Source organism: Luteibacter sp. P4_E6, from assembly GCF_056401535.1.
In genome coordinates, this window is sequence record NZ_JBFUJE010000643.1 from 1 (window position 1) to 2,012 (window position 2,012).

Annotated in this window: 4 protein-coding genes; 2 read left to right on the forward strand and 2 right to left on the reverse strand. The window is 61.1% G+C overall.

Going from position 1 to position 2,012, the window contains the following annotated elements:
- Positions 1-142: 142 nt before the first annotated feature.
- Positions 143-496, reverse strand: coding sequence for a hypothetical protein (locus AC1DT2_RS21840; RefSeq protein WP_477298700.1), 354 nt, complete (start codon positions 494-496; stop codon positions 143-145).
- Positions 497-853: 357 nt separating this feature from the next.
- On the opposite strand from AC1DT2_RS21840, the gene AC1DT2_RS21845 reads away from it, so the two are divergent.
- Together AC1DT2_RS21845 and AC1DT2_RS21850 are read left to right on the forward strand one after the other, a co-directional pair.
- On the forward strand, positions 854-1,111 hold the full coding sequence (locus AC1DT2_RS21845) for a VOC family protein (protein ID WP_477298702.1): 258 nt from the start codon (positions 854-856) through the stop codon (positions 1,109-1,111).
- Between the two features lie 63 nt (positions 1,112-1,174).
- Positions 1,175-1,309 carry a hypothetical protein gene (locus tag AC1DT2_RS21850; protein ID WP_477298703.1) on the forward strand — a complete coding sequence of 45 codons (135 nt, stop codon included), beginning with the start codon at positions 1,175-1,177 and terminating at the stop codon, positions 1,307-1,309.
- A gap of 456 nt (positions 1,310-1,765) precedes the next feature.
- On the opposite strand, the gene AC1DT2_RS21855 is transcribed toward AC1DT2_RS21850, so the two are convergent.
- On the reverse strand, positions 1,766-2,012 hold a 247-nt coding region (locus AC1DT2_RS21855), incomplete at its 5' end, for a hypothetical protein (protein ID WP_477298705.1).

Below are 2,012 nucleotides of genomic sequence, written 5' to 3' on the forward strand. Positions count from 1 at the left end.
GCCAAGGACGAGCTGATGGACCTGGAAGGACTCGACCAGGTCGCTTTGGACAAGTCCGAGACGAATACGTCCGCGGCGCCGAGTTGGCGCGCAAAGGAAACTCCGTCAGGAGGCAGGACGAAGAGTCGGCTGCTGCTGGCCGCTACTCCCGGCTCTCGAAGGCGGTCAATCGGGCCTCGGCCAACGCTCGTTTCAGGTCGCGCCCGTCGAACGGCGGGCTGAGCAGCTGGCACCAGGTAGGCAGGTGGTCGTGGTGGTGACCCGGGGTCGAGCAAAGCGCAATCAGGGCGACGCCTGGCCTGTGTTCGGCCACCCAGTTCAATAGGGGCTGATCGTGGGCCACATCGAGCGAGCATCTCGATATTACCGCTGACAGGCCTGGCGCCCCCTGGATGACCAACCGGGCATCGCTGGTTCGATTAACCTGGACCGATGTCGCGCCAATGCTTTCAAGGGCAATCGCCAGCGCTTCGGCGACTGCGACATCGTCGTGCACGATGAGGACCACAGGGGATGATGCGGTTGGGCATGGGTCGGCCATTGCTTAGTTTATGCCCCGGTAAGAGGTGCGAGCTAGCGGGCAGTGCGACCAAGATCGCGTTTTGATCCCTCGGATCGGCGCAAAATCGCCTAGTTCATTCTTCCATTTGCCGCCATGGGCGCATCAGACCCCGCTCTGCAAACCCGTCGTCGCGCGAATCTGCGCCGCCTGATGYAGGTGCTGGAGGATGAGGGAATCCAATCCTTAGCTGCGCAAGCCGGAATTGTTGCCAAGAAGAGCGCGCCGCAACTCAACGCATTGATCTAAGGCGGCGCGATCTCGGACGCGTTGGCGCGCGAGATCGAATGGGCCATGCAACGTCCGGAAGGGTGGGGCACTGAGATGCTGACTGTTAAAGCTATCGATCACATCGTCTTTAATGTTCGCGACGTGGAAACCTCCGCCCTTTGGTATGAGCGCATCCTGGGTATGAAGCGGACGGACGCCACCTCGGAAAAGGGCGAGCAGCGATCGAGCATGTTCTTCGGTCACCACAAGATCAATCTTCGCCCTATCGATGCCGAGCAGGAGAGTTGGTTCACCGGCAAAGCCCCTTCTGTCGGGAGCTAGGACCTTTGCTTTCTCACCGATGCATTGCCGGACGCTTTCGCGGCGCACTTCCGGCGCTGCAAGGTGAACGTCGAACTGGGTCCGGTCCAGAAGAGCGGTGCGCGGGGGCCCATTCGTTCGGTCTACGTGCGCGATCCCGATGGCAGCCTGATCGAGGTGTCATCCTACGAGCAGGGGCTATCGGCAGCGTGCGCCTAAGCGTTCAGATCACCCCGCTGGTCGCAGCAAAAAAAGGCCGCCCAAATATGCGGGGCGGCCTAGACATGCGCCAGGGGGCTAAGGGTGGAGCATGTCTGCCACGATTATAAGGCAACCGGCGGTTGGAGAACGGTGCTGTCGCTGAACAGTTCCTTGGATTTTTCGTAAGCCTTGACGGAGTTTTTTAGAGCGTGTCGCGCCGCCATGACCGCACGCATTCATGTTGCTCGTTCAGTGATCGCATATTCGCTCCATCGACAAGATCGCCTAGCAGCCGGTTGCGGTAAGTCATCGTGCGGGGGAGARCCGGCCCAGTTTGGATCCATTGGCCTCACGTGATTTTTCGGTCCCACCTCGACTCAAGACGTGCAACGCTGGACAGTCGTGCACAACTGAGGTCGGTTGTGCATACGTCGTCGTTGAGCGACCGTTACCCGTCGCACCACGCAAACGCCGTCAGGCGATCCGCTCCGCCAAGCGGGTGCTCACGGCCAGCATCGCGGCTCCGCATCCCAGGCTGGGGATGCTGCCGGGCGGACCCAGAAAATGGACCACCCGGCTCGCCGCCTCTTCCAGGCTTGCATCCCCCGAGATGGCGGCTTGGTGGTGAAGTAACTGCGCGCGAAATCGAGCTTCCGACAGATCGGAGTCGAGTAACGCGCGGCTCACGGCGATCGCCTCGACGGTCATGGCCGTGTTGTCG